This window comes from Methylonatrum kenyense (assembly GCF_023195885.1).
Taxonomy (GTDB): domain Bacteria; phylum Pseudomonadota; class Gammaproteobacteria; order Nitrococcales; family Aquisalimonadaceae; genus Methylonatrum; species Methylonatrum kenyense.
This window is the reverse complement of sequence record NZ_JALPKO010000003.1, coordinates 381,136-400,101: the sequence shown is the minus strand read 5'-3', so window position 1 is coordinate 400,101 and position 18,966 is coordinate 381,136. Positions and strand designations below refer to the sequence as shown.

21 protein-coding genes are annotated in these 18,966 nt (G+C 60.7%); 3 read left to right on the top strand and 18 right to left on the bottom strand.

Annotated elements, in window-relative coordinates:
* Both M0534_RS06005 and M0534_RS06000 read left to right on the top strand, forming a co-directional pair.
* A partial coding sequence (locus M0534_RS06005) for an efflux RND transporter permease subunit (RefSeq protein ID WP_248567494.1) occupies window positions 1-2,815 on the top strand: 2,815 nt, incomplete at its 5' end.
* A gap of 45 nt (window positions 2,816-2,860) precedes the next feature.
* Entirely contained in the window at window positions 2,861-3,193 is a 333-nt protein-coding gene (locus M0534_RS06000) for a copper-binding protein (protein WP_248567493.1), read from the top strand.
* Window positions 3,194-3,265: 72 nt separating this feature from the next.
* Here the strand turns inward: M0534_RS06000 and M0534_RS05995 are convergent, their stop codons facing one another.
* The 7 genes from M0534_RS05995 to M0534_RS05965 form a co-directional block, all read right to left on the bottom strand.
* Window positions 3,266-4,474 carry an NnrS family protein gene (locus tag M0534_RS05995; protein WP_248567492.1) on the bottom strand — a complete coding sequence of 403 codons (1,209 nt, stop codon included), beginning with the start codon at window positions 4,472-4,474 and terminating at the stop codon, window positions 3,266-3,268.
* Between the two features lie 98 nt (window positions 4,475-4,572).
* Window positions 4,573-4,797 carry a hypothetical protein gene (locus M0534_RS05990; RefSeq protein WP_248567491.1) on the bottom strand — a complete coding sequence of 75 codons (225 nt, stop codon included), beginning with the start codon at window positions 4,795-4,797 and terminating at the stop codon, window positions 4,573-4,575.
* Between the two features lie 245 nt (window positions 4,798-5,042).
* Window positions 5,043-5,366 (bottom strand): ferredoxin FdxA, encoded by a 324-nt coding sequence (gene fdxA / locus M0534_RS05985; protein ID WP_248567490.1) that lies wholly within the window; start codon window positions 5,364-5,366, stop codon window positions 5,043-5,045.
* Window positions 5,367-5,449: 83 nt separating this feature from the next.
* The gene (locus M0534_RS05980; protein WP_248567489.1) at window positions 5,450-5,836 is read right to left on the bottom strand and encodes a SirB2 family protein; all 387 of its coding nucleotides are present in this window, start codon (window positions 5,834-5,836) and stop codon (window positions 5,450-5,452) included.
* A 249-nt stretch (window positions 5,837-6,085) separates the two neighbouring features.
* Window positions 6,086-6,769, bottom strand: coding sequence for a hemerythrin domain-containing protein (locus M0534_RS05975; RefSeq protein WP_248567488.1), 684 nt, complete (start codon window positions 6,767-6,769; stop codon window positions 6,086-6,088).
* A gap of 102 nt (window positions 6,770-6,871) precedes the next feature.
* Complete coding sequence (locus M0534_RS05970) at window positions 6,872-7,600, bottom strand: Crp/Fnr family transcriptional regulator (protein WP_248567487.1); 729 nt, start codon at window positions 7,598-7,600, stop codon at window positions 6,872-6,874.
* On the bottom strand, window positions 7,597-8,781 hold the full coding sequence (locus M0534_RS05965) for an NnrS family protein (protein ID WP_248567486.1): 1,185 nt from the start codon (window positions 8,779-8,781) through the stop codon (window positions 7,597-7,599). Before M0534_RS05965 ends, M0534_RS05970 begins: the two co-directional genes overlap by 4 nt.
* Window positions 8,782-8,892: 111 nt before the next feature.
* Here M0534_RS05965 and M0534_RS05960 point away from each other — a divergent pair, with 111 nt between their 5' ends.
* Window positions 8,893-9,264, top strand: coding sequence for a YbaN family protein (locus M0534_RS05960; protein ID WP_248567485.1), 372 nt, complete (start codon window positions 8,893-8,895; stop codon window positions 9,262-9,264).
* 73 nt (window positions 9,265-9,337) lie between these two features.
* Here M0534_RS05960 and M0534_RS05955 read toward each other — a convergent pair whose 3' ends face one another.
* The 11 genes from M0534_RS05955 to M0534_RS05905 all read right to left on the bottom strand — a co-directional run bounded on the left by M0534_RS05955 (window position 9,338) and on the right by M0534_RS05905 (window position 18,876).
* Entirely contained in the window at window positions 9,338-9,778 is a 441-nt protein-coding gene (locus M0534_RS05955) for an RrF2 family transcriptional regulator (RefSeq protein WP_248567484.1), read from the bottom strand.
* Between the two features lie 78 nt (window positions 9,779-9,856).
* Window positions 9,857-10,429, bottom strand: coding sequence for a hemerythrin domain-containing protein (locus M0534_RS05950; RefSeq protein WP_248567483.1), 573 nt, complete (start codon window positions 10,427-10,429; stop codon window positions 9,857-9,859).
* 601 nt (window positions 10,430-11,030) lie between these two features.
* Window positions 11,031-11,267, bottom strand: a complete 237-nt coding sequence (locus tag M0534_RS05945; protein WP_248567482.1) for a type II toxin-antitoxin system Phd/YefM family antitoxin — start codon at window positions 11,265-11,267, stop codon at window positions 11,031-11,033.
* A gap of 153 nt (window positions 11,268-11,420) precedes the next feature.
* A complete protein-coding gene (locus M0534_RS05940) occupies window positions 11,421-11,624 on the bottom strand; it encodes a hypothetical protein (protein ID WP_248567481.1) in 204 nt (67 codons plus the stop codon).
* 14 nt (window positions 11,625-11,638) lie between these two features.
* On the bottom strand, window positions 11,639-11,887 hold the full coding sequence (locus tag M0534_RS05935; protein ID WP_248567517.1) for a type II toxin-antitoxin system Phd/YefM family antitoxin: 249 nt from the start codon (window positions 11,885-11,887) through the stop codon (window positions 11,639-11,641).
* 210 nt (window positions 11,888-12,097) lie between these two features.
* A complete protein-coding gene (locus tag M0534_RS05930) occupies window positions 12,098-12,862 on the bottom strand; it encodes a metallophosphoesterase (protein WP_248567480.1) in 765 nt (254 codons plus the stop codon).
* Between the two features lie 74 nt (window positions 12,863-12,936).
* Window positions 12,937-13,392: a hypothetical protein gene (locus M0534_RS05925; RefSeq protein WP_248567479.1), complete on the bottom strand. Its 456-nt coding sequence runs from the start codon at window positions 13,390-13,392 to the stop codon at window positions 12,937-12,939.
* Between the two features lie 87 nt (window positions 13,393-13,479).
* Window positions 13,480-15,141, bottom strand: coding sequence for a TniQ family protein (locus M0534_RS05920; RefSeq protein WP_248567516.1), 1,662 nt, complete (start codon window positions 15,139-15,141; stop codon window positions 13,480-13,482).
* Complete coding sequence (locus M0534_RS05915) at window positions 15,141-16,181, bottom strand: TniB family NTP-binding protein (protein ID WP_248567478.1); 1,041 nt, start codon at window positions 16,179-16,181, stop codon at window positions 15,141-15,143. The genes M0534_RS05920 and M0534_RS05915 overlap by 1 nt, the downstream gene beginning before the upstream one ends.
* Window positions 16,181-18,250 (bottom strand): Mu transposase C-terminal domain-containing protein, encoded by a 2,070-nt coding sequence (locus tag M0534_RS05910; protein WP_248567477.1) that lies wholly within the window; start codon window positions 18,248-18,250, stop codon window positions 16,181-16,183. Before M0534_RS05910 ends, M0534_RS05915 begins: the two co-directional genes overlap by 1 nt.
* Window positions 18,247-18,876, bottom strand: a complete 630-nt coding sequence (locus M0534_RS05905; RefSeq protein WP_248567476.1) for a TnsA endonuclease N-terminal domain-containing protein — start codon at window positions 18,874-18,876, stop codon at window positions 18,247-18,249. Before M0534_RS05905 ends, M0534_RS05910 begins: the two co-directional genes overlap by 4 nt.
* Between the last annotated feature and the right edge of the window lie 90 nt (window positions 18,877-18,966).

Below are 18,966 nucleotides of genomic sequence, written 5' to 3'. Positions count from 1 at the left end.
CCCCTATTGGGCCCGCTCGCGGGTGCTGGAATACCTCAGCCAGGTGGCGCCGGACCTGCCCAGCGAGGCCCGCCCGGCGCTGGGGCCGGATGCCACCGGGGTGGGCTGGGTTTACCAGTACGCCCTGGTCGACCGCACCGGGGAGCATGACCTGGCCCAGTTGCGCTCCATTCAGGACTGGTTCCTGAAATTCGAGCTTCAGTCGGTCTCCGGCGTCTCCGAGGTGGCCACGCTTGGCGGCATGGTCAACCAGTACCAGGTGGTTCTGGACCCCAACCGTGCACGTGCCTACGGCCTGACTCTGAGCGAGATCCGACAGGCCATTCAGGACGGCAATCGCGAGGCGGGCGGCTCGGTGGTGGAGATGGCTGAGGCCGAGTACATGGTGCGCTCCCGCGGGTACCTCACCGGCCTGAACGACCTGGGGCACATCCCGGTGGGAGCCAGCGAGGACGGGACACCGCTGCTGCTGGAGGACGTCGCGGAGATCCGCAAAGGCCCGGAGGCCCGACGCGGGCTCGCCGAACTGGACGGCGAGGGCGAGACGGTCGGTGCCCTGGTGGTCATGCGCCACGGCGAGAACGCCCTGGCCACCATCGAGCGGGTGAAGGAGCGGCTGGACGATCTCAGGGGCAGCTTGCCGGAGGGCGTGGAAATCGTGGAGACCTACGACCGCTCCACGCTGATCGAGACATCGGTCCGGAACCTCTCCGTCAAGCTGGTGCAGGAGTTCCTGATCATCGCGGCGGTGTCCCTGGTTTTCCTGTTACATCTGCGCTCGGCGCTTGTGGCCATTGTCAGCCTGCCCATCGGCATCCTGGCTGCGCTGCTGATCATGCAGCAGCAGGGGATCAACGCAAACATCATGTCCCTGGGCGGTATCGCCGTGACCATCGGGGCAATGGTGGATGCGGCCATCGTCATGGTGGAGAACCTGCATAAACGGCTGGAGCGTGCGTCTCCCAACGCTGACCGTTGGGAAACCGTCTCCCTGGCTGCCAGAGAAACGGGGAGGCCCCTGTTCTTCGCATTGCTGATCATCACCGTGAGCTTCCTGCCGCTCTTCGCATTGGAGGGGCAGGAGGGGCGGATGTTCAAGCCCCTGGCCTTTACCGGCACCTATGCCATGGCTGCGGCCGCCGGGTTGGGGATTACACTGGTGCCGGTGCTGATGGGTTACCTGGTGCGCGGACGGATCCGCCCGGAGACCCGTCACCCCATCAGCCGGCTGCTGATTGCCGGCTATCGGCCGGTGCTTCGCGGCCTGTTGCGCTACCCCTGGGTGACTGTGGGGGTGGCCGTGCTGCTGGCCGCCACCATGGTCTATCCAGCCTCCAAGCTGGGCACCGAGTTCATGCCCGAGTTGGACGAGGGTGACCTGATGTACATGCCCTCGCTGGAGCCGGGCGTCTCCATCGACAAGGTGCGGGAGTTCCTGCAGCAGACCGATCGCCTGATTGCCTCGGTACCCGAGGTGGAACGCGTGTTCGGCAAGGCCGGACGGGCCGACACCGCCACAGACCCTGCACCGCTTGGCATGTTGGAGACGGTCATCCGCTTCAAGCCGCAGGAGGAATGGCGCGACGGGATGACCAAGCAGGACATTATTCGCGAACTGGATGAAGCGGTGCAGTTTCCGGGCGTGGCCAACGTCTGGGTTCCGCCAATCAAGACCCGTATCGATATGCTCGCGACCGGCATTCGGTCCCCGGTCGGGGTGAAAATCGCCGGGCCCGACCTCGCCGAAATCGAACGCGTCGGCCAGCAGGTGGAGCAAGCACTGGAAACCGTACCGGGCACGGCCTCCGCCTATGCCGACCGAACCGCCACGGGCCGTTACGTGGAGGTGGACATTCACCGCGAGCGGGCGGCACGCCATGGGGTGAGCGTGATGGAACTGCAGTCGGTTATCCAGGCGGCGGTGGGGGGAATGAATGTCACCAATACGGTGGAGGGGCTGGAGCGCTATCCGGTGAATCTGCGTTATCCCCAGGATTGGCGCGACTCCCTGGAGCGGCTGCGGGAACTGCCAGTGGTCACCCCCAACGGCGCCCACCTACCGCTCGAGTCACTGGCGTCGGTGGAGATCGTCGACGGACCGGCGATGATCCGCACGGAAAACGCCCGGCTCAACGGCTGGGTGGTGGTGGACATCCGCGACCGCGACCTGGGCTCCTACGTGAACGAGGCCCGTCAGGTGGTGGCCGAACAAGTGGACCTGCCGCCGGGGTACTCCATCCACTGGTCAGGGCAGTATGAGCATATGGAGCGGGCGCAGGAGCGCTTGACGTACGTGATTCCGGTCACCGTGGTGTTGATCTTCATCCTGCTCTACCTCTGCTTCCGCAGCGGCCCCGAGGCCCTGATGCTTATGGGGGCACTGCCGTTCGCCGCCGTGGGTGGGGTCTGGCTGCTCTACGGCCTGGGCTACGAGGTGTCGGTCGCCGTGGCGGCCGGCTTCATTCTGCTCATCGGGCTGGCCACCGAATTCGCGGTGGTCATGCTGATGTACGTGCGGAACGCGGTGGTTCAACGCCAGCCCCGCGACCGCCAAGAACTCCAGGAAGCGATCGTTGAGGGCGCCGTCATGCGCGTCCGGCCCAAGGCGATGACCTCGTTGACCGTGGTATTGGGCTTGTCGCCATTGCTGATGGACAGCGGCCCCGGTTCCGAGGCAATGCAGCGTATCGCTGCTCCAATGATCGGCGGAATGATCACGGCGCCGTTGGTCTCCCTGCTGCTGATCCCGGTGCTCTACTGGCTCTGGCACCGTTACCGTCTTCCTGCGACTCATCAGGGAATGGTGGGTGCTTGAGCGCCCGCCCGGTGTTTCAATCGGACCTATAGAGGAGTAATTGCAATGAAATTTAGAATATACACTTACGTTCTTTTTCTAATGTTGGCATTGATGTTTGCCGTCATGCCGGTAATGGCGCATGAAGCCCACCATGGCGGCGGCGCAATGACGGCTAAAGGGCAGGGGATTCTGAAGGGGATCGACACTGAGGCCAGCACGGTTACCCTGAGCCACGAGCCTATCCCCGAACTGCGCTGGCCGGCCATGGAGATGGATCTGTCCCTTCGGGATGCGGAACTGGCGAGCGGTTTCGAGGCCGGCGATGCCGTGCGCTTCACCCTGGAACAGGTTGGGGAGACTGACTATGAGATCATTGAGCTGCAGTCTCTGGACTGAGTGAGCGGTTTCGGTGATCCGCATTCAGCTGTGTTGAGGCACCTTCCGTGCTGCAATGCGGCCTCGAGTGGTTCAGCCAGATTTTCCGGCCCGCACCGTAGTGCCATGTTCGTCTGGTCGTGGCCTGGTCAAGGTATCCGCATAGGCCAGCAGGAACAGAGCGAAACCAAGTACCCAGAATATGCCGGCAACTGCGAGCAGGCCCTGCGCCTGGGGTATGAACCCCCAGAGCAGCCGGAGTACGGCGGCGCCGCTGATCGCGACGAAGGCGGCGATGCCAAGGGGCGGCGCCTGCAACGGGCGACCCGTGTGGCCGAGCGAGACCCGCGCCATCATGCCGATCACGAGAAGGCCCATGGCGCCGACAGTCAGGGCATGGCTGCCAGCTGACCAGTTGATTGGCGCGCCAAACAGGTGAAGGCCGAGCAGGGCGAGACCGATACAGATCCACAGGTAGCCAAAGTGAAGCACCCAAAGCAGCGCGTCGCCCAGGGTTTTTTGCGGTTGCCAGCATGCCCATCGGATCAGGTTGAGAACCGAGGCAAGCAGCAGTAGTGGTCCCCCCATCGCGTGCCTGCCGAACAGAAGCACGACCACCGCGCAGGCAAGCGTGGCAAGAGTCGCCGACCAGTTGAGGACAACGCTCTGGCGCACCTTGACGTCCGGCAGGCGCCGATCGGTGAAAAACGGGATGACGCGCCCACCCATGAATACCAGAAGCACGGTGACAAGCAGCACGGTGGCGTCCAAGCTCCTCAGCCCCCAGGCGAACGGGATCAGGCCGTGCAGTGACAGGTGATTTGTCGCATTGAGCAGCGTAAGCGCGGCGAAAAACGGCAGGAACGCATAGTTTCGGCGATTCCGCGAGGCAAGCAGAACGCGGCCGAGAAGCAATGCGACCAATGGAAAAAGCAGCAGGTCCGTTACCGAGCTGAGCACAAGCGGGATCGCCTGGGGAAACAGAAACCCGAGCCGTGCGACCAGCCAGAGCAGTACCAGGCCAAGCAGTTGCGTGGGACGGGTCGTGGCAAGCCCGGTCCAGTTGCCGGCGGCTGTCAACACGAAGCCCACGATGACCGCACCGATGAAGCCGAACAGCATTTCCCGACCGTGCCAGAGCAGGGGATGCATCTGTGGTGGCAGGTCCGTCATGCCTCGCAGAAACAAAATCCAGACCAGGATCAGCACTGCTCCGGCCAGGGCACCCAGCAGGAAGAACGGACGGAAACCGATGGAGAACGTGGCCGCCCATCGCGTGGCAATTTCGGAACGTGAAAGCATTTCCTTTACCTGTGAAATGACGCTCAATAGCTGTCATTACCGAACTCACGAATACTTCAATAACGCTTGACCGTAAGTCCGTGGCGCCAGGTCGGGGGTCATTCCGGCGCGTGTACCACGCGGCGGTGCCACGGTGAGTAATAGCGCACATAAGCCGGTGCGTGGGAGAACACGCCGGACAGGACGATGATCAGCAGGAAGATTGTCGGCGCGAACGCCGGCAAGAGCAGCAGAACCGCCAAAAGCCCCAGTTTGAGCAGCACTGCCAGGCCACGCATCTGAAACAGCCAGATACCGTGATTCCAGATCGCCAGTACCATCATCAGCCCGCCAGAGATTAGGGTAAGCCAGGCATAGGGCAGCCAGGCCCCTTCTGCCGGATTTGCATAAAGGAATGTGCCGCCGAGCCCTGCTACCCCCACGAGATGGACCGAGCGAAAGGCGATACTGATCCAGCGTTGGCCGGGGCATCGGCGGCTCCGCGCTGGCAGAAGTCGGTCCGTTACTGCTCCTGCCATTGCGGGCCTTCGATTGGTCACGGACGGGACGGGATATCTCAAGTGGTCCATCAACGCTCAAGCAGCTCGAGCTTGTTCGGCTTGCCGTCCCATTCCTCGGCGTCGGCCGCCGGTTCTCTCTGCTCGGTAATTACCGGCCATTCCCGGGAGAGTTCGGCGTTGAGCTCGAGGAAGTGCATCTGGTCCTCCGGCAGGTCGTCTTCCGAGAGGATGGCCTCGGCCGGGCACTCCGGCTCGCACAGAGTGCAATCGATGCATTCACCCGGGTCGATGACCAGGTAGTTCGGCCCTTCATGGAAGCAGTCCACCGGGCAGACTTCCACGCAATCGGTGTATTTGCACTTGATGCAGTTCTCGGTAACGACGAAGGTCACGGCGACCCCTGTTAGCTTTTTAAGCCGTATATAGAATACTTTATTAATAGTGTGCATGCCAGGGATCAGTTAGAGCCATGGTGCTAGAGCCATGGTGCCGGATTCTTGGTGAATGCGACCCACACGATGTATCCGAAGGTTGCAAGGGCCAGGCTAAGGGACACCAGGCGGCCAGCCAGCGTCCGTGCACGTTTCAGCGCCAGGCTCCCCAATGCGATATACACAAGCAGGGCAATGACCTTGGCTGTGAGCCAGTGGTCGACGAACGGCGTTTGCCGCGCCATGACCGCCAGCACGATGGCGCTGGTCAACAGGATGGTGTCGACAACATGCGGTATGACATGGATCAAGTGTTTATTGGGAAAACCAGGGGTTTGGAATATTGCTAATGACCCACGCAGGATGAAAAGGAACAGGCTGAGAGCCGCAGATAACTGATGAATCGATTTTATAAGTCCGTAGTGCTCCACGCTCCAGTCCTTTGAAAAACCAGTACACCGTTAACTCCCCTTAGGGAAAACGTCCTGCAGGTCAACGCTCGAGGCGGGCAGGGGGGGAAAGGCTAGTGACCCCGGACAGACGCACGCAGATCAAAGTCCTCGGGGCCAACATAGAGGATCAGTGAACTCGCCCGCGCGAGCGCTAGCCCATGGCCGAGGTCCGACCCACACCATTGCGCGGGCTGCCATGGCGGCTCCTTCGCACAGATCAGCCTTTCCCTAATGCGTTGGTGCGCCTTCGAAGTGCGGAAACAGGATTGCCTCCTCCAGATGGGTGTGCACGATGAGGTCGTCCAGGAACTTTGCCAAGCCTCGATAGAGGAGGTTCCAGGAACCACACGCGTCTTCGGGAAGTCGCAACCCGTCGGTCAGAGTCTCCAGTTTCTGCAACAATTCATTGTGCTCGTCATGATCCTCGCGCATGCACGCGATGGCTGCCGCAAGGCTTCGGGGAGGCTGTTGCTGCATCATGCGGAACAGGACTTGCTCCTCCTGACGCATGTGCGTATCGAGATCCACCCCCAGGGTTTCAAGGGCAATCGACAAGCCCTGCGGGCACTGCGGATGATGGCGGTGTGTTTGCTCGACGCGCTCAGCCAGCTGAATAAGCCGCGGCAACTCGTAGCGATGAACGTCATGGTAGTGCGTGATGATGTGCTGGATCAGCTTGCCCGGATGCTCCGGAATATCCCTGGTACGGAACGGTAATAGTCCCGACAGCCGAGTTTCCAGAGCCTCGACGTCGGCGCGGTTATTCTCCGCTGCCTGGGCCAGTGTGAGATTGCTGTCACGCCAGATGTCGAGCCCGAAGTCTCTTAGAATTGATGTCGCCCCGGGCATCGTCGCGCTGATGCGATGAAGCGTGCAGTGGCGAAGTACGGATGATTCCTGATGATGTTGCATGGGACGTGATCTCCTCGCAGGCACGGATGCACAGTTAAAGGTGGCGACCGACGCATGAAACATGTAAATACAATAAATGTCCGATCATGTGATTGATCTCGATCAAGGCGCGTCGCATCCTCGGCTGGGGTTCTCCGCCGAGACTCCGCCGGGAAACTCCTGCCGCAGGCGCTGAATCTCAAGCAGTTCGATCCGCCGGCCCTGGATTCGCACCAGTCCCCGGGCGGCAAGACCGTGCAGGATTCTGGACAGTGTCTCCGGGGTAACCGACAGACGGGATGCGAGGACATGCTTGGGCGCCGTTAGCGTAATGATGGCGTCTTCCCGGTGTTCCCGGTCCGCCTGGGCCAGCAGGAAATGCACAACCCGGGGAGTTGCCTGCTGCAACGTGAGTTGATCGATATCGTGAAGGCGCAGGTGGAGGCGCGCACTCAGGTCGGCGAGTAGTCGAAAGCAGGCCTGTGGACTGGTGCGAAGCGCTTCCCGATAGGGCGCGCTGGGAATGGCAATCAGTTCGCAGTCGGCGGTGGCCTCCGCCGTGACCGGGTACTGACGCGCCTCCATGAACATGACTGCCTCGGCAAAGGTTTCCCCGGGACCGATCAGGTGAATTACTTTCTCGACGCCGCTTGGGCTCGTGCGGAAAAGTTTGATCAGGCCACTGAGCACCAGGAAAAAGCGGTCTGCCGGATCATCTTGGTGGAACAGAATGGTTCCGCTGCGAAGTGGAAGGCGCTTGCACCGCTCGGCGATCGCCTTGCGCTTGTCCGGCTGCAGACTCCTGAACAATGGTGAGGTCGACAGGGCCCCGGAAATATCCGTTTCGGTCATGACAACCTCCTTTTTCTCGGGCTGACATTTTCGGAAAGGCGTTGGCGAAGGGAGGACGGGAGCAGGCCGGGCAGATCAGAATGACGCAGCAGCAAGACGAGCAGCAGCGTGAACGCGAGGCTCCAGAGCGCGGCAGAGAGCCAGAGTGTGGTGATCGATCCCGGCAGGGCGATACGCAGCATGGCCGCGCCGGACAGCGCCAGCACCATTATCGGCAGCAACGGGTGGTTGGCCGGTGACAGCTTGCGGCGGTTGAGGCGAACCCGTGCCATAACGGTCGCGGTCAAGGTCCCAAGGCCGCCAATGGTTAGGGCATGCAGTGCCGCACCGGTGGACAGGACGGCGGTTAGCCAGTGGATGCCGAGCAGGGCCAACCCAGCGACCAGCCAGGCGTACCCCAACAGAAGGCAGAGCAGGTCGGGCCGCTGTCGGTAATGCCAGGGTTGCCAGCGCCAGAGTCGAGCGGCTGCGAGGGTCGCGGCGATGAGCAGCAGCACACCCGCCAGCGGCCTGGCGAAGGGCAGGGGCTGGACCAGCAGGGCTGCCAGCAAAAGCAGTATCAAGGCACCTTCCGTACGAGGCTGAAGTCTTGCTTCGAGGGTGCCACCGGCGCGTTCCGTTGCGTTTGCCACGGCCGGCGCGATGATTCGTCCCCCCATTACCACCAGCAGCAGGGCGAGCAACAGGAGTCCCTGGTAAATCGCGGCGCGTTGCCAGGCTGCGCCAAGCGGCTGCAGAAGGTGGAAGGCGGCGACGGCCAGCCCGATGGCGATCAGCAGAGGACCAAAGAGTTTATTGCGTGGCTTTTTCGCTGCTCGCAAAAACGGCGGTGCTGTCAGGCCGACCAGGGCCGCGGCAAACGACAGATTGGCAACCATTGCCGGGAGGCTCACGGGCATGAATAAAAACAGCCCGCGGGCCAGCAGCCAGACGCCTGCGAGCAGCATCAGGTACCGGTATTGGATACGGTTGACCAGGTACCCTGTGACAACCGCCAGGGCAAAGCCGAAAAGCAGTTCGTGCGCATGAAATAGTGGATGGGCAAAGCCTGGAAGCAGTGGCGAGGCGTCAAGCATGCCATGCAATGACAGCGGGACTGACAGCAACGCATAGGCCGCAGCCAGCGGAAAGAACAATTGTTCCGCCGGCAGTCTTTCCACAACCCTGGCATGACCGGTCATGATTAATTGTTATAACATGGATTATGTTTACATGTTATGTGCGTTTTGCCGAACTGCGGTGGAGCTTTTCCGGCTCCATTGGGCGTTTATGCCCTGGGAAGGTGGAGAGTGATGGGAGACCCCCTTACGCGCTATTGCTGGCGTTTTTTCGGCACGGCTTGTGTCGGGGTTGGGGCGGTCGGCGTGCTTGTGCCGCTACTGCCGACAACACCATTTCTCTTGCTTGCGGCGTGGGCCTATGCGCGTGGTTCGGAGCGGTGGCGGCTGTGGCTTGTCAATCATCCACGCCTTGGACCCTGCATCCGGGCGTGGCAGCAATCGCGCGCCATCCCGCGGCGGGCCAAGGGCGTCGCCATGCTGTCCCTGCTATCAAGCGTGGTGATTGCTGTGTGGTTGGCGTTGCCGCCGCTGGTTCTCGGCGCGCAGGCCGCAGCGCTGCTGGCTGTCTCGGCCTTTATCCTTACCAGGCCCACGGCGTCGTGATCCCGAATTACGCGCCTTACCAGATGAAAAAGGACGGTTTTGGGCGCAGATGCGGGAATAAATCAGCGTTTCCTTAAACGGTCAGCCCAAGCATCTGCCGCAGGGACTGCCGATTGTCGAGTATGTCTGCAAGTGTGTATTGGTCCAGCACGCCCATGAACGCGTCGAGCGCCTCTTTCAGCATGCCTTGCAGCCGACAGTCCGGAGCCAGACGACAACGTCCCGAGCTACCGAAACATTCGACGATGGCCATATCGGTTTCGGTCTGCCGCACCAGCACGCCGACATTGATGTTCTCCGGCCGCATTTTCATCCGCAAACCACCACCCTTGCCGCGCACCGTCTCGATATACCCCAGCTTGCCGAGCTGATAGACCACTTTCATGACGTGGTTTCGGGAGATCGCGTAGCGCTCGGCTATTTCGGTGATGGTTGCACGATCCCCATCGCCACCGCGTACGCCAAGATAGATCAGTACGCGAAGTGCGTAGTCGGTATACAGAGTCAGCCGCATGGGAGGAAGGGACCGGTTGTGAGGAAGCCGAAAATTTTGCCACAGCCGGACGGAATCCGATAACGTAAATTCAATGATTTATACATCCGCGATCCCGGTTGCTCGATCCCCCTGATGGGTGTTTCGCCAGATCATGCGATCAAGATCCGCGTACGCGTCTTTCGCGCGGCCGAGTGCGCTGCTGTCCGTCATACGTTCATAGGAGCAACGGAGACTCTGCCAATCGACACTTGTCAATGACTTTTCCAGGTGTCGGAAGATGTGAAGCTCCTCCAGGTCCATTTGCAGCCGAAAACGGGAAATGTAGCTGGTGCCGGCCTCGATCAGGGTGAAGCGCCTATGCATCTGCCCGTTGATGATGCCGTCCAGCAAAGCGGCAAGTCGCCTGCCATCGTGATGCAGTTCGGTGAACTCCTGGGCAAGCGCGCGTACTGCGGGTTCGGCTGCAGGCATGCGGATCCGTAGGCGGTCAAACAACATGGCCTCGACCCTGTGGTGATAGGCATCCGGAAACGTTGTCAGGTAATTCAGCACGCGTTCCATCAGCGGGTAATCGGCATGCCCGACGCGTTGCGCAGCAACAAGCTGAGTCTCAAGTGCTGATAATAGCGTTCGCAGCTTCCTGTGATCACGACGGAGTTCTTCAAGCATTTGATTTCCCTCGTCAGAGCGAACCGGTCTGACCTGCCGGCAATCAGCACTCGAACAAGTATAACATTTATTTGTTAACGATTCGGGAAATCTCTTTCTGATGGTGGACAAACGTTGGGAAGACGGCACGGGGCCAGATCGGGCAGTGCCGAGACGCGTGATATCCGATGTCGAATCCTGATTTTGCAGCGGAAAGGAAACGTCTCCATCTTGAGGATTGGTGGGCACGACAAACCACCACGATGTCGATAGTTGGACCGCACCCGGAGCTTCCCGCTATGACGAGACAAGACTTGCCGGCCAGGACATCGGCTACAAGGCGTTTCGGGATCGCGCCCTGGGCAGTGTGCAATCCGCATATGTATTCGGTGGACTTCCCCCAGTGCGCTGGACACTCCTGCGTAGTGCGTGGACTTCCCCCGGTGCAGTGGACACTCCGCCGCTATGATTTGGACTTCCCCCGGTGCAGTGGACGCTGCTGCGTAGTGCGCCACGCATAATAGGTAATCCACAATGCTCGCTACTTAGGGGGGTTATCAGTCATCTCTCAGCGGCTTATTGACCGTTGACCCGCCACAGATGAGCTTGGTCTCCATGACGATCAACTCCGCGCCGCCCAGTCGTCCTCGCCCACTGGCTCGAAGGGATCAGTTAGCTCTATGACGCTGCCGCGGAGGCGCTCAAGCGGAGAGCGCTTATCGGCCTTGTACCGGCGCACCTCGATAGCAGGGCGCCCATTGTCAGTCACAATGATCGCCTGATCTGTAGCCTCTATTTCGCGGAAATATTCCAACGCTCGTGCCTTGAATTGTGATTTCGAGACTTCTTCACTGTGCATGGCACCCCCTAGTCAGGCTGCGTAGTCACCAAGCTCATTCAAGTGAATGACCAGGGCAAGTAGTCATTGAGAATGTTGGCGCGCTCAAAGCTCTACCGTCTTGCGATACACCCAAAAGCTGGACTTTCCCCGGTGCCGGGGACACACCTCCCGTCAGGCAAAACCGCCCAGCTCGATATGATCCAAGAAATGCTGCAGTTCCTCCGCTCGCCCACTTGCGAGCAGCTGCTGAGCAGTCAGACCGCCAAGAGAGGTAATTCGAAAATTCACGAGCCAGTCCTCGGCGGCCTCCCGGGATCCTGCCCAGTTCTGAATCCTGGCCAGAACGACTTTTTCCTGCTCCTCCCTCGTCACCATATCGTTCCTGCTCCTCAGCTATCGTTCAACAGCTTGTTGAGCTCTTCCTCTGAGACACCCGCGCGCCTTGCCGACGTTCCGATCTGATCGCAGAATCGCTGAAACTCGTTGACGTTAAACCGTATCAAGCGTTCGTACTCGTCCATCGAGAGCACAACGGCGACATCGCGCTGATGCCTTTGGATCTTCACTGGCTCTCTGTTGGCAGCCTCGATCAACGCACCAAACCGTTGTTTCGCTTCACTGGCTGAGAACGTTTTCATCACCCCCTCCGTCTGCATCGCGGGGCTCCGCCGGTGGACATCACCCTGCGGAACGGCTCGGTGATCGTAGCGCTTTCCCAATCCATGATTCCTGGCCGTGGGAGGGCGTTTGAAGATGCCGGTCCTGGCTAGGTGAACAACTCGTCCCGCAGGCAGCGCCTGGAATGCCTCCATTCGTCGATCACCGATCGGCCGAGACAGCCGGCCTAATCAGATGTCCACAACAGCAAGTGGATCGAAGACCTCGTTCGGCTCTTCAGGGACGTAGCCACGCGGATTACAAACCAATCGGGTATTACCGATTTGGCAGTCCATCGATTCATGCACGTGTCCATGGATCCACAGCGCCGGCTTCGTGGTTGTCATTTCGGACGTCAGGTCAGAGCCGTATGCGAACGAAATCAGCGAACCGTCCTGGCCCTCCGGAAGTATGGGCGCATGATGAGTGACGACCACCGGCGTTAAGCCCAGCGCATGGGCGTTCTCGATCTCAGTAACGATAAAGCGCCTGGTTCGGGTATGCAGTGCGATCGCGTCGCGGGGCGTGAATTTCCGTCGGTAAGGCGAGCGAGGCGTCCCGACGCGAATCCGACGGAAATCCCGCATTGTCAGTTGGGCTTCCTGCATCGCGATTTCGTCGCCCTTGTTGAAATCGGACCAGAGGGTCCCGCCAATAAACCGCACATCGTCGACATCGACTACCGAATCGTCCAGGAAATGCAGGTTCTCGTATCCGTCGAACGAAGCCCGAAGTTTCGCGGGGAGCCGCTGCGGCGAGCCGCCTTTGTAGTATTCGTGATTGCCGGCAATCTGGATGATCGCCCGAAACCTGTCAGCCGTACGGCGCGCAAGGTCGGTCGCGAGCGTATCGACATCGATATCCCCAGCGAGTACGAGCACGCTGTCCGTGTCCCCGGGCAAGGCAGGCACTTCAAACGTGCCTCGGCCTTGGAATTCGAGATGCAGATCGCTCATGAACCGGATCCGCACGGAGCACCTCCAAACGGCTGGAGAGGATGGGCATGACTAACCCGTAATCCGTTCACGGATCACATCTTCTCGGATGGGCTGTAGAGATCCGGAAAGAGCCGGGGTGTCACATCAATCATCCTGTCTCGATCAATCCCGAGTCGTCGGAAATACACCTCCAGCACCCAAGCGGTATCCGGGTGCGGCTGCACGGCCGGCGGCCCGTGAAGCTCATAGACCCGTCCGCTCTTGGTCCGGATGCGCATTTGTCCCTCGTCGATCTCGGTGATGCGCGTCGACACACGACCTTCACGCCCAGCCGGGTTGTAACAAGCGAGAAGCATCGCGGTCTCAACGCCGCGGACGCCGTAGATTTTCCAATGTGTCGCGCGAATGGATGGCTCGTCCTCGACCGAGGAGACCTTCCAGATCCCGGCGGCCTCCGCTGCGGCGCGCAGATCGTCTGTGGTGTCGCCGTCCTCAACGAAGATCGTCGGCCGCCCGTCGAGCGGGTCTCGTCCCGTACTTCTTGCCATTGTCAGGTGCCTCGCGTTTTTGCGGGTGATTGGCGGACGCAATGGAACAACCGGTGACGAGACGTCGGCGTTCGTGGCTTTGGCTGATTACGCCGCCAGATCTCGCCAGCTCCGCTTCGGCTGGTCAAACCAGTCACTGGAAACTGCGACACGCCTCTCCCCGCCACCTTTGTTTCTGGGCAAATCCAGTGGCTTCGCGCCATCGGCGAGTATTCGATCCCAAGCCTCTTCAACGGATGTCCCATTCAATGCGGCCTCGCGCTTCGCAAACCTGACGTGCTGGAGCAGCGTTGTAATTGCCCCATGCGTCACGACCTCGCCGGGCGCTGCTCGACGAGCGCTTTGAAGCAACCCTTCGCGACAAAGGGCGGCGAGAATGCGCTCCGAGATATCGAGCATCCTGAGGATGTTCACCCGGAGGAGGGTTTCCTCTGGGTTGGCCTCGAATGCCTCTTGTCCATGCGCAATCACATCACTCCGAGACACGCAGAACACCTCGGGCGTGAAATCGAGTGAGTCGCCGAGGTGGTGCCGGACGAGTCCGTCATGGGCGGCCTTGATGATGTCGCACCTGGAGAGGCGCCACAGCCGTCCGAGACGCGCGGCTTCATCCAGGTCGATCGCATCCTCCGGCAGAGGGCCGGTTTGGCGGGCGTGCCAGTCGGCCATCGTTTGATAGACGACTTCCATGTCGAAAAGCCGTAGATCAGCCCGGCTCAAGGGGTTCAGTGGCTCAAAAACACCAAGATCTGCGAGTTGCGCTGACGCATCGCCGCGAAGGCCAAGAAGGTTCGAGCATGGGCCGGATTCAACAACAAACGGCAGCGACTCGGCGCGGAGAGATATGGTCCGCATCCGTTTCGGAAAAATCCTGTTGGACGCTGGAATATCGGGGCCGACAAGCGGCGCGAGGTCGACCGCCAGTGTCCGATCCGATCGAAGCGCGACGATTCTGCCGTCCACATCCTCACGAAGTCCTTCCCATGCCGGGACATGCGTCTGCAAGGCACGGCTCGCTTGCTCGCGCAGGTGTTGATTCCCGGCATCGGTGAATACCACGGCCTGCGCTGCCAACATCCGGCGCGTCACCGTTGTTGCCTCTTCCGGGAAATGTTCGCTTCCCCAGAGGAGGAGCGCGTGAGGAGAGGCACAGTGCAGGTAGGCCCGATAAAGCCTGTCGACATCATCCGGGGACGGTTCCAGAACGCTCTCGCAAATGTTGCCTTCGTCATCGCGGTCTTTATCCAGATCCCGCCAGGCGACGTCACACCTCGGACACTGACTCAGAATCAGTGAGTGCCAGGTAAACGCGGCTCCGCACGCCGGGCAGGCGGTTTTCAACACCGTCTCATGCCGCGCGCAATGCGTGGTGTGTGCGAGTTGCCAGGAGTAGGGGAGGAAGGACTCCTCGGTCAGGCAACTCGTGCAGAGCTTTGGACGCGGCAGCTCACCGTTTTCGATGATTCGATGCGGATTCACGGCATGGTGTGTCTCTCGCAGCACCTGCCACCGGTCAACCAGAGCGTCGGCCGAGCACTCGGCAAAGGGGGCAAGCCTCGGCGCCAGTGTCGTAATCGCTCGACGCTCCCAGGGACGAAAGGGCTGCGTCGCCGGCATGTCACAGAAGTCCCGAAAAAACGCCGTGGGCGTCCCACGGACAGTGAGCCTCGCGAGGCGCAGCACAAAGCCGCCCAGCCCCTCGCCGTCGATGGGGGCGAGGGTGATCGGGAGGGGAGTCGGAGGGGACATCATCGCGCGAGCCCAACGATGTAGCGCTGGATCTGCGGGAGCTTGATCGACGTATCGAACGGGTTGAATGGCGGCATGCCATCGTCGATGTCCTCCACTTCCTCGAGCGCGTAGCTGTACGCCATTGCGAAGTGGGGGTAGGACATTCGCTTCTCATCCGTGCCCGCAAACTCCTCAATGACCCGTGTGCACAGCCGCGCGATCAACGCCGGCAGGCCTCGCGATGCGGCGAACAGCCGGTACAGGAATTCCTTCGATGTGAGTTGGATGGTGTTGAGCCCGGCAACCTTCAGGTTCTTCTCGACCTGCCTGACGAACCCCTCGAACTCGGCGAAGCCGTCCCCCGCGCTGACGTCAAATTCCTCGAGATGGGCACACGCGGCGAAGCGCCGGCGCATTTGCCCGTCGTTCTGGAGCTCAATGAGTTCCAGGGACTCGGGCAAGCCGACGGCAAGCCAGGGAACCCCCGTCTCGTTCATGATGTGTTTGATCACTTTCTGAAGGTGCTTCGCGTTTCGGTTCCGCTTGCTCAGCACATCGTGGATTTCGTCGACGATGACCAGTTCGCAACGACGCGCCCGCAACAGATCGATGATGCCTTCCTGCAGGACCGCCAATCGCGTGTTCGGTCCGACCATTGGTGCCCCCAACGCTTTCAGCATGTTGCGCAGAAAGCCGCCGAGATCGCTCTGCGCCGGGATTTCGAAGAAGACGATCGGGAGATCCCGCGGATCTGCTTCAAGCCCCGCCTCGGCGCGCTCCCGCGCACGCTTCTCAGCGTCGAGACGCGCGTAATACCGAATGAGGAAAGTCTTCCCGACACCGGATTCCCCATAGAGGATGAGACTCTCCGGGTTCGTGCCGACAGTGTTATGGCAGCGCCGAATCGCCTCGAGGATTTCCTCCAGGCGATCGTGCTTGATGAAGGTCTTCAGGAACGCGTCGGTTTCGCGCCTCAGCCGGGGATTGTCGAGCGGACTACGCTCCCGTCCGTCGAACTGGGCCAAAAACTCTTCCATCGGTCTGGACGACTTGGCCATCAGGACGTCTCCTCGCTCGTGAAGCGCGTACTGCGCGCCCGTTTCTTTTTCTTCCTGCGCGGCGCACGCGCAGCAGCAGGCTTCGTCTCGGCAGACGACGGCTTTTTGGTTCGACGCGGAGGACGGATCGAATGACTCGCGCCTGCGTACTCCAACGCATCTTCCACCGACAGAGGTTCCATCGGCACGGCAGGGCGATTGTTGACCACAGGCTCCCGCGCTCGGGATGCTTTGCGGCGCTCCGCTTCACGGACCGTCGCGGCTTGCGCTGCGTAGTAGGCCGATCGATCCGGTTCTGGCGTCGCGTTCCGCTTCAACGCGGCCTGAAGTCGCTGGTGCTCACTGAGCGTGCGTCCCGGCGGAATGTGATCGATCGTCTCGACGACGTAGAGCCTCTCGCGATCAGGTCCGACGACTGAAATCCGCGAGATGTCCCGTTCGTTGTAGAGCACGTCGAGCCGGACTTCGCGATCACTCCGACCGGCTTCCTGCCGATAGAGTCGCTGTAGCGCGTCGCTGTTGTACTGGACGCCGTTCAGGCGAATGCCGCGTGCCTTCCGAACGAGTTTGTCCCGGATGCGTCGGGTGCCGAACGCGTTGAGAAATTCTCGGGCGTTTTCGTCCATCTCAAGCACCGGATGCGAAGCCACGGCGTTCCGCCACATTTCGGCCGGCGAGAGTCCCGAGAGACCGGCGTGTCCGGTCTGGTGATAGTCGTCGACGATGAACCGCACCAGCATCTCTTCGAACTCATGGCGTTCGAGCACTGCGAGTTTCTTGCTGGTTCCAGGCTTCACGTAGGTGTTCTTTTCCTTCCTCGATCCGCTATAACCCGGGAGCTTGTACGCGAAACGGCTCCGAAGCGTCTTGTTGAAGCTCTCGATGAACGGCTTGCACTTCGGGTTTTGGCTCGGCGTGACCTCCCGCGTAATCCCAAGATGCTGCAGCGCTTGCTGCACGTGCTCGTTGTTGCAGCCAGGCCCCGCGTCCAGCACCAGATTGCTCGGGCGCCCGTGCATCTCCCAGTCATTCGTGAGGTAGGGATACCGCACGCTGGCATCCTTCGGCAGGAAGGCATGCTGCAGGCAGGCCAGCACGGACTCGGCCCGCTCGGGAGGCTTTTCCTCGACGATGTAGTCGAACCCGAGAATCGCACGGGTGTAGACGTCAATCAGGAGGAAGAGCCGGACCGTCCCGAGATATTCGCCGTCCTCATCAAGAATCCCAACGTCGAGCGCGACGGCGTCCAGTTCAACGCGCGCCAACGCATGCGGGACAAAGTGACGCTTCCCGACTGTCCCGTACTCGTTCCGCGCCGCCCAGGGGCCTTTCCTGAATCGAGCAAGTTCGTACGGATCGATGGCGTGGAACATTGCGTAGAACGTCGACTTGCTCGGCAAACGATATTTACCGAGGCCCTTGTCTTTGACCTGCTGTTGAAACCGGCGGTAGCACTCGGCAATGGTCACTTTCCCCGGAACGAGATAGTGGTCGTTCATGATCGTGACGATGAGTTCCCGGATCTCATCACTGATCGGGCTCGCGCCTTGCCGCCGGCCGGAGACGCCGAGCATTCGCCGGGTGTCCCGTCCGAAGTCGTCGACCCATTTCTTGTAGTTGTTGTACAACCAGGTCACGGATTTCCGATCCATCTCCGGGATGCCGAAGAGGTCGCTTACCGCAGCGATGGTCTCCCTGCGTGCCTTCACCGAACAGGGGCTGTCGCAGCGATCCAGCGTCTGCAGCAGTTGTTCGAAAAAGTCGAGCCGCTGCTTCTCACCAGCCGTCGGTGTCAGTTTGATGTCCTGGTCAGGCGCGTAGACGGTGGGAACAACCTCGATGGCACCACGCCGCAGGAACCGCTTTGCGAGCCTATGGCTGATCCGCACAAAGCCGTCCTCGAGATCTTCCGGATTCTGGTATCGGGCAATCTCTTCAGGAATCGGGAAAGCCCCGGGCGCATCGAGCTGGAGCTTCACGTTGAAGCCGTCGACGCTATGCACCGACGCCATCTGGTTGAAAAAGCGCGTTCGCGTTCCCGCGTGCGCCAGACATCCCACACCGCTCATCGCGACACCTCGAGACGGGTGGCGTCGTTGATCGTTGCGTCCCAATCGAAGGCGAGCAGCTGATGGGCGAGCAGCGGCAGAACAGCAGACGCCGTCCCGCATTCCTTCATGGCAATGGACTTCGCCTCGCCGAACGTCAGGGAATCAGACGTCTCCTGGAGCCGGTGGAGCAAATCGATGTTCGGGGATGCCCCGAGCGCTGGATAGAGATAGCGCTGGTTGTTGGTACGCGTGGCCGGCGCCCATGCCGGCGGCATGAAGCGGACCACCAGCGGCGCGCGCACTTTATGCACGAACAGATGGCCGAGCAGGTTGAACTTGGCGTCAAAGTCTGGCCCGCCCTGCGTACCCTCGGGTTTGATCTCTTCGAAGAAGACCTTGGGCCCGTCTGCATCAGGGTGCCGAATGACCAAGGTATCCGGCGTGTAGACACGCGGCTTCCCACCAATGACGTAGCTGTAGGTGACCGGCTGCGTGACGAAGGCAATGACGGTCGGGTCGAACTCATGCCCGAGGAGGGCATCACGCTCGGATGTGCTCTCACAATAGAGCCAGCGCCCGTTCTTGGGGGACGAGTACGAGATCGTGGGTTTGATGGGGGAGCAACGATCGAGCGCACGCAACATGACTGATCTCCTTGGTAGAGACCAGCATCATACTCAGCTTTTTTGCGAGCGCAAGTCCAGCAGATTAGCCGTATCTAATACCCTTTCGAA

What these genes read in the sequence shown, in the direction of transcription:
- M0534_RS05905 (WP_248567476.1), bottom strand. Translation starts at nt 18,876, where the DNA reads ATGTTGCGTGCGCTCGATCGTTGCTCCCCCATCAAACCCACGATCTCG.
- M0534_RS05935 (WP_248567517.1), bottom strand. Translation starts at nt 11,887, where the DNA reads ATGAAAACGTTCTCAGCCAGTGAAGCGAAACAACGGTTTGGTGCGTTG.
- M0534_RS05940 (WP_248567481.1), bottom strand. Translation starts at nt 11,624, where the DNA reads ATGGTGACGAGGGAGGAGCAGGAAAAAGTCGTTCTGGCCAGGATTCAG.
- M0534_RS05910 (WP_248567477.1), bottom strand. Translation starts at nt 18,250, where the DNA reads ATGAGCGGTGTGGGATGTCTGGCGCACGCGGGAACGCGAACGCGCTTT.
- M0534_RS05945 (WP_248567482.1), bottom strand. Translation starts at nt 11,267, where the DNA reads ATGCACAGTGAAGAAGTCTCGAAATCACAATTCAAGGCACGAGCGTTG.
- M0534_RS05920 (WP_248567516.1), bottom strand. Translation starts at nt 15,141, where the DNA reads ATGTCCCCTCCGACTCCCCTCCCGATCACCCTCGCCCCCATCGACGGC.
- M0534_RS05925 (WP_248567479.1), bottom strand. Translation starts at nt 13,392, where the DNA reads ATGGCAAGAAGTACGGGACGAGACCCGCTCGACGGGCGGCCGACGATC.
- M0534_RS05965 (WP_248567486.1), bottom strand. Translation starts at nt 8,781, where the DNA reads ATGACCGGTCATGCCAGGGTTGTGGAAAGACTGCCGGCGGAACAATTG.
- M0534_RS05995 (WP_248567492.1), bottom strand. Translation starts at nt 4,474, where the DNA reads ATGCTTTCACGTTCCGAAATTGCCACGCGATGGGCGGCCACGTTCTCC.
- M0534_RS05960 (WP_248567485.1), top strand. Translation starts at nt 8,893, where the DNA reads ATGGGAGACCCCCTTACGCGCTATTGCTGGCGTTTTTTCGGCACGGCT.
- M0534_RS05970 (WP_248567487.1), bottom strand. Translation starts at nt 7,600, where the DNA reads ATGACCGAAACGGATATTTCCGGGGCCCTGTCGACCTCACCATTGTTC.
- M0534_RS06000 (WP_248567493.1), top strand. Translation starts at nt 2,861, where the DNA reads ATGAAATTTAGAATATACACTTACGTTCTTTTTCTAATGTTGGCATTG.
- M0534_RS05975 (WP_248567488.1), bottom strand. Translation starts at nt 6,769, where the DNA reads ATGCAACATCATCAGGAATCATCCGTACTTCGCCACTGCACGCTTCAT.
- M0534_RS05990 (WP_248567491.1), bottom strand. Translation starts at nt 4,797, where the DNA reads ATGATGGTACTGGCGATCTGGAATCACGGTATCTGGCTGTTTCAGATG.
- M0534_RS05930 (WP_248567480.1), bottom strand. Translation starts at nt 12,862, where the DNA reads ATGAGCGATCTGCATCTCGAATTCCAAGGCCGAGGCACGTTTGAAGTG.
- M0534_RS05950 (WP_248567483.1), bottom strand. Translation starts at nt 10,429, where the DNA reads ATGCTTGAAGAACTCCGTCGTGATCACAGGAAGCTGCGAACGCTATTA.
- M0534_RS05955 (WP_248567484.1), bottom strand. Translation starts at nt 9,778, where the DNA reads ATGCGGCTGACTCTGTATACCGACTACGCACTTCGCGTACTGATCTAT.
- M0534_RS05915 (WP_248567478.1), bottom strand. Translation starts at nt 16,181, where the DNA reads ATGGCCAAGTCGTCCAGACCGATGGAAGAGTTTTTGGCCCAGTTCGAC.